The following is a 6,037-nucleotide window of genomic DNA, read 5'->3' on the forward strand; positions in this document are numbered from 1 at the left end:
TAATGTATATTATGTTAAATCATTGGTATATCAGCATAAGAGCAAGGTGAAGTGCTCACATTTGCAGTTCGCACGTGTCATTGTGATTTTTTGCACACCCTGTCATTTGGTTTTGTACCAGGCGTTATCTATCTGCTGAACAGTGTGTCACTGGGTCATTTTTTTGACTTCATAGACTGTATAAGGCTGAAACCGAGCCTGCATCTCCTCGCCAACAGAAGCTACAGGCATGCTAGGGACGGTTAAGCCAATGCCATAAGGCTGACTTTTTACCAGTTAAATAATGAGAAACCAATACAGCGATTGAAACGCCCTACTTCCATAATGCAGTTATTCAGAATACCTATAATTAGATTTGTTGTAATTACGAGACTAAACTAGTCCGTCGATCCAAGCCAACTCGGAGTCCCGCTCCTTATGTTTCACAATAAACAAGGAGCGATAACAATTATTATTTATAGGTATCTCTTTTATCAGAGCTGCATCCAATAGAAGAGGTGTCGTGATTCGAGGAACATAAGCGATACCGACACCTGATGCTACAGAATGAATGATGCTTTCATTGGTATTTAATTGTGTCACGTCTTTTGGTTCGATGGCTAATTCTGCCCATAGTTGTTCGGTATATTTTCGCGTTGCTGAGCCTCGTTCCCGGATCAACCAAGGCGCGGTTTGTAGTGACTCAAAGTCGTTGTCAGGTGGCGCGATAAGCATGAGACTATCTTTTTTAAAGCATCGGCTCTTCAATGCACTATGGTGATTTGGGCCTTCTACTAGGGCAATATCGTCACGAAATGTTTGCACACGATCTAAAGCCTCATCAGTGTTACCGATAAAAACGTTGACGTGGCAGCATGGATAGCGTTGTTTGATGTCCCGAATATAACCGGGCAGCCAATAATTTCCAACAGTCTGACTCGCGCCAATGTTCAGCGCTGTCGGCTCAGATTCCTGTCGTTGCTTAAAATACATTTGAGTGCTTTTTTCAAGCGCTAAGATGTCTTGCGCTCTTCGCTTCAACCAGATTCCTTCTGCTGTCAACAAGATAGTTTTGTCTGTACTCTTTCTGCCAGGCGCGCGTTGAAGTAGACGGGTATTAAGTTGTTGTTCTAACCCCTTTAGACTTAACGAAACGGCAGCAGCCGTCATATTCAACAGCTCACTGGCTGCCGCGAGACTATTCGACTCTGCGACCACTGAAAAAATGTATAGTTGCCTCAAGTTAATCATAAATAATACTTATCTTTATCGATTTATAATTTGTTTTATTCAATATTAATTGAGATATAGTTTTAATACTAGGAAAAGATAATGATGAGGAACACATGAAAAATATAATTCCCGGGCTAGTCGCATCAATGGGTATAGCCGCCATTGTATTATGGGGAAAGCATCAAATTTCATTTTTAGAAACGGTATCTCCGCTTCTAATAAGTATTGCGTTAGGCATAGTGATAAGCCACGCTTTACCCAACGGTTGGAAATTTCGGTTAGCGTCTGGATTGAACGTAGCAAAAGGCACTGTCTTGCGAACCGCGATCGTCTTATACGGCTTCAACATTACGTTTCAAGCGTTTGCAGATATTGGATTATATGGTGTACTCAGTGCGGTTATCATGGTAGCAACGATTCTATGCGTAGGTGTGTGGCTGGGAAGACGGCTGTTTGGTTTAGATACTGAGCAATCCATATTGGTTGCAGCTGGGAGTGCTATTTGTGGTGCGGCAGCTGTCGCCGCATTCGAACCGATCATTAATGCAAAGCCGCACAAAGTTCTGACAGCCATTAGCACAGTGGTCGTCTTTGGCACATTATCAATGCTTATGCTTCCGATATTGTTGGAATTAGTACCCTTGACGCATCACCAATATGGTCTCTGGGCTGGCGTATCCATCCATGAGGTCGCTCAAGTGGTTGTTGCAGGAGATGCAATAAGTGAATCAGCAGCGCATATTGCTGTTTTAGAAAAGATGTTTCGCGTCGTATTACTGGTTCCAGTACTACTGATTGTTGCTATCTGGACAAAGTACCGTTTTCAAGGTTCGAACGTATCTACTGTTGAGAAACGAATCACGGTTCCTTGGTTCGCATTTTTATTCATCGGCGTCATTGTGATTAATTCGCTTGAAATATTACCGTCATCATTCATCGATATTTTATCGAGCGTGGCAATGTATTTGCTATGTGTGGCTATGGCCGCTTTAGGTATACTTACTCACTTTAGTGTAATCAAACAAGGGGGGCTTCAAGCGTTTGGTTTAGCGGCTATATTATTTGTGCTGTTGCTTGTTTTAGGATTTGGACTCGCAGCATTTGGATGACATCGCATGATGGAAAGAAATATTAACGCCTTTTCTATTTGACAGCGGTAGCCATACCAATAGCAAAGTCGACAACGTGTTATTTGGAAACTGGCCTTCGTGGTCTTTGCGGGGGCTTTTTTAATGACAATGATACGTGTGACCTACACATTTTTACGTGAGCGCTGCCCTGCGTATGTCTGTCAGTAATTAAATAACTCGGCGCGTTTGGGTAAGTTTTCGGTGAGATAATCTATCAACACGCGTACCGCTGGCAGTAATCCGCGCCGGTGTGGATACGTGAGATGCATAATGCCCACTGGCAATGTCCATTCGGGTAACACTTGCACTAATTGTTGGTTTTGTACGGCTTCATTACATAAATAAGTTGGTAATGCGGTCACACCTTGTGCCTTGATAGCCGATTCACGCAAAACAATCATATCGTCGGTAATTAGGCGTGGCTCAAATTTAATGGTTTGCTGCTCGCCTTTTTCGTGGGTCAATAAATAACGGTACTGACCGCTGGTGTAATGTAAAGACAAATGATTCAGCGCTAATAAGTCGCTAGGCTCGTTTATTGGGTGTTGTTCTAGTAATGCCGGTGCGGCAAATAATGTCAGTGGCGATTCGCTCAATGGACGTGCAATTAAACTCGAGTCCTCAATATTTGGACGCACCCGTAAAGCAACATCGATGCCTTCATCAATTAAGTTAATCGGGCGATTAGTTACTACTAAATTAATGTTTATTTCTGGATACAGCGTCATAAATTCTGGCAATACATCCACAAGTAAACTTTGGCTTAATGCATAAGGCGCACTGAAATTAACTCGACCGCGTGGCTTTTCTAATAAGCGCTGGGTAACTTGCTGTGCACTTTCTGCGGCTTCGACCAGTTGCTGGCAATGTAATAAAAAAGCTTCGCCTACATCGGTGAGCCGCACCCCCGACTGAGACCGGTTAAACAAACGCATGCCCTGCTCTGTTTCGAGCTGTTGCAATCGCCGGCTCACCGTGGCTTTGGGCAAGCTTAACGCCCGAGCCGCAGATGAAATACTGCCAGCCTCAACCACTTTGGCGAATAAATAATAGTTAGTGATATCCGGAAGTGCCATCATGTGTACCAATTATGGAACGCTAATTCTCATTTTAGACATCTTTTTAATTTTATGGAACACCATACAATAGCAGTATCAAATAATTGGAGGTAGTTTATGAACATTTTACATGTAGATTCCGGTATTTTCGTCGAGCAATCAGTCAGCCGTAAGCTTAGCGCCGATGTGGTAGCGCAGTTAAAAGCAAGTAATGAGAACGCACGCGTTACTCATGTTGATCTCATTCAAAATTCGGTTGCTCATCTAACAGCAGAAGAGTTGTTGGCAGAAGAAAAACCGCATTTCGACAAGTACGTAAGCCAGTTACAGGAAGCTGATGTACTCGTGATTGGTGCACCGATGTACAACTTTACTATTCCGTCTCAGTTGAAAGCATGGATTGACCGTGTTTTACAAGCCGGTGTAACTTTCCGTTACACAGAGCAAGGTCCTGAAGGTTTGCTAACAGGTAAAAAAGCGATTATTGCCTCAGGTCGCGGCGGTGTGTATTCAACGGGTGATCTCACAGCACTTGATCACCAAGAGAGTTACCTAAAACATGCCCTCGCCTTTATTGGCATCACGGATGTCGAGGTCGTTCGTGCTGAAGGCATGAACATGGGTGATGAAGCACGGGAACAAGGTTTTAAAAAGGCAGCCGAGCAAATCGAACAGTTATAAACTTATTCGTCATCGCGGCGCGCAATCAATTGCGCGTCGTCCCCTATTTGTAAGATCTCTAACTCTATCGGCTGACAGCAGATCTGGCAGTCGACGATTTGGCGTGTGCCTAAATCATTAATCCAATCTAACTCGAGTTCATTAATGGCCATACAATATGGGCATTCAAACGTTCTTGCTTCAGCTAAACTCATCGCTACACTCCTGTACACGGCAATGATTAAAATCCAACCGCGTCGTTATTCGCGTATACAAGTAAACTCAATAACGACCGCAGGCTGTCATAAAATCCTACACTTTACTACTGGCATCACTTCTGGTGACGCCTTCATTGACTGTAGCACAAGATACGCAAGTTACCGTTGATGAGGCTCACTTTCGTGCACCGATAAAAGAAGTGCGTGTACCTTCGGTGGTCAATACGCTCGAACAAAGCCAGCTGAGCTTTGCTGTGGAAGGCTTACTTAAAGCCCACAACGTTGATGTGGGCGCTAAAGTGGCTCAGGGTGAAACCATCGCTGAACTCGACAAGCAACAAAGCGAAGCACAGTTGACTGAGTTGAGTGCGCGAGTGCGCGCAAGCCAAGCGACATTAGACGATCAACAACAACAGTTTGACGAACTGAACGCACTCACTGAGAGTCAATCCGTGGCAAAAAGTGAGCTTAGACGTGCGCGTGCGGCGCTCAACATGGCGCGCGCCGAATTAGAAAGCCGTAAGGCGGCATTGCTGCGTGCAGAGGTTGAATTGGCATTTCACTCACTCAAGGCACCGTTTGATGGTGTCGTGTCGGCACGCTACGTTGATTTAGGTGAATGGGTAACGCCTGGCACCGCTGCTTTTGAGTTGACCCGCTTGGATAAGCTGTACATCGATGCCTTCTTACCTTTTCGTTACTTGCCCTATGTTGATAATACGACTGATGTATCGATCATCCGCAAAGATCTTTCCGGTGATATACAGCAATATGATGCGACAATTTCAGACATTGTACCGACAACGACCAATAGCGAGCGCGCATTTCGGGTTCGTATCAACGAGTTGCCCAGCGACACACTTTATGTGGGTATGCCCGTTGATGTTCAATTTGATATAAAGCTGTCAGAGCCTAGCACGGTAATAAACAAGGATGCGCTGATACGCTACAGTGATGGCCGAACGTCGATTTGGCTGGTTGAGAGCAATGGTAATCAAATGCTCGCAAAGCAGCAGTTTGTTAACGTGACTTATCGCTTTGGCGACTTTATAGCCATTGAAGAACGTTTACCTGAAACTGCGCAGATTGTTGTGCGTGGAAATGAATCGTTGAATGATGGGGAAAAAGTTACCATCGTGTCGGGTGATCAACATGATTGAATGGCTCATCCGACATAAGCACACGACTATCGTTGCAGTCCTGATCCTTTGTCTACTTGGTATCACGGCAGCGTTTCGCATTCCTATCCAGATGATCCCCGACCTTGAAGTCAGAACCATCAGTGTTCAGACACAGTGGCCAGGCGCAACACCGCAAGATATTGAAAAGGAAATCCTCATTGAGCAGGAAGAATTTTTAAGAACGATTCCGAACTTACAGCGCATGGAAAGCACGGCAAGTACCGGGCAAGCAACCATTGAATTGGACTTTCCATACTCGGTTAACGTTGCCGAAACATTAATACTAGTTAACAATGCGTTAACTCACGTCCCGAATTAACCAGAGAATGTCGATGAACCTAAGATTTTTGCAGCGTCATTCTCCAGTAATGCATTCATGTACTTCCGAGTAGCGCCTATTGAAGGGAATCCGCAGCAACTCGACATGATAATGATGCGAGATTACATCGAAGACAATGTAAGACCGCGCATGTCATCGGTTGCCGGCGTGTCTCAAGTTGAGGTGAGCGGCGGCAAAATAAAAAGCCTATGCAGGCGGCGATTGATGGCGTCAAGCAGGTTTGGACCGCAGTACTCAC

6 protein-coding genes and 1 pseudogene are annotated in these 6,037 nt (G+C 44.7%); 4 read left to right on the top strand and 3 right to left on the bottom strand.

Annotated features, from left to right (window positions below; translation table 11 throughout):
* Positions 1-372: 372 nt before the first annotated feature.
* Positions 373-1,230: a LysR family transcriptional regulator gene (locus tag B2X00_RS02175; protein ID WP_290485923.1), complete on the bottom strand. Its 858-nt coding sequence runs from the start codon at positions 1,228-1,230 to the stop codon at positions 373-375.
* Positions 1,231-1,325: 95 nt separating this feature from the next.
* Here B2X00_RS02175 and B2X00_RS02180 point away from each other — a divergent pair, with 95 nt between their 5' ends.
* Positions 1,326-2,321, top strand: coding sequence for a YeiH family protein (locus B2X00_RS02180; RefSeq protein ID WP_290485924.1), 996 nt, complete (start codon positions 1,326-1,328; stop codon positions 2,319-2,321).
* 182 nt (positions 2,322-2,503) lie between these two features.
* On the opposite strand, the gene B2X00_RS02185 is transcribed toward B2X00_RS02180, so the two are convergent.
* Positions 2,504-3,421: a LysR family transcriptional regulator gene (locus B2X00_RS02185; RefSeq protein WP_290485925.1), complete on the bottom strand. Its 918-nt coding sequence runs from the start codon at positions 3,419-3,421 to the stop codon at positions 2,504-2,506.
* 96 nt (positions 3,422-3,517) lie between these two features.
* Between B2X00_RS02185 and B2X00_RS02190 the strand changes: the two genes are divergently transcribed.
* Positions 3,518-4,081 carry an FMN-dependent NADH-azoreductase gene (locus B2X00_RS02190; RefSeq protein ID WP_290485926.1) on the top strand — a complete coding sequence of 188 codons (564 nt, stop codon included), beginning with the start codon at positions 3,518-3,520 and terminating at the stop codon, positions 4,079-4,081.
* A 2-nt stretch (positions 4,082-4,083) separates the two neighbouring features.
* On the opposite strand, the gene B2X00_RS02195 is transcribed toward B2X00_RS02190, so the two are convergent.
* Positions 4,084-4,275, bottom strand: a complete 192-nt coding sequence (locus B2X00_RS02195; protein WP_071462751.1) for a CPXCG motif-containing cysteine-rich protein — start codon at positions 4,273-4,275, stop codon at positions 4,084-4,086.
* A 137-nt stretch (positions 4,276-4,412) separates the two neighbouring features.
* Between B2X00_RS02195 and B2X00_RS02200 the strand changes: the two genes are divergently transcribed.
* Both B2X00_RS02200 and B2X00_RS02205 read left to right on the top strand, forming a co-directional pair.
* Positions 4,413-5,438, top strand: a complete 1,026-nt coding sequence (locus B2X00_RS02200; RefSeq protein WP_290485927.1) for an efflux RND transporter periplasmic adaptor subunit — start codon at positions 4,413-4,415, stop codon at positions 5,436-5,438.
* Positions 5,431-6,037, top strand: a pseudogene (locus B2X00_RS02205) (efflux RND transporter permease subunit); the annotation flags it as partial. The gene B2X00_RS02200 and the pseudogene B2X00_RS02205, both read left to right, overlap by 8 nt.

Source organism: Idiomarina sp. UBA3162, assembly GCF_002364475.1.
Classification (GTDB): domain Bacteria; phylum Pseudomonadota; class Gammaproteobacteria; order Enterobacterales; family Alteromonadaceae; genus Idiomarina.

Coding starts and splice junctions, on each gene's coding strand:
- B2X00_RS02175 (WP_290485923.1), bottom strand. CDS start 1,230: ATGATTAACTTGAGGCAACTATACATTTTTTCAGTGGTCGCAGAGTCG.
- B2X00_RS02180 (WP_290485924.1), top strand. CDS start 1,326: ATGAAAAATATAATTCCCGGGCTAGTCGCATCAATGGGTATAGCCGCC.
- B2X00_RS02185 (WP_290485925.1), bottom strand. CDS start 3,421: ATGATGGCACTTCCGGATATCACTAACTATTATTTATTCGCCAAAGTG.
- B2X00_RS02190 (WP_290485926.1), top strand. CDS start 3,518: ATGAACATTTTACATGTAGATTCCGGTATTTTCGTCGAGCAATCAGTC.
- B2X00_RS02195 (WP_071462751.1), bottom strand. CDS start 4,275: ATGAGTTTAGCTGAAGCAAGAACGTTTGAATGCCCATATTGTATGGCC.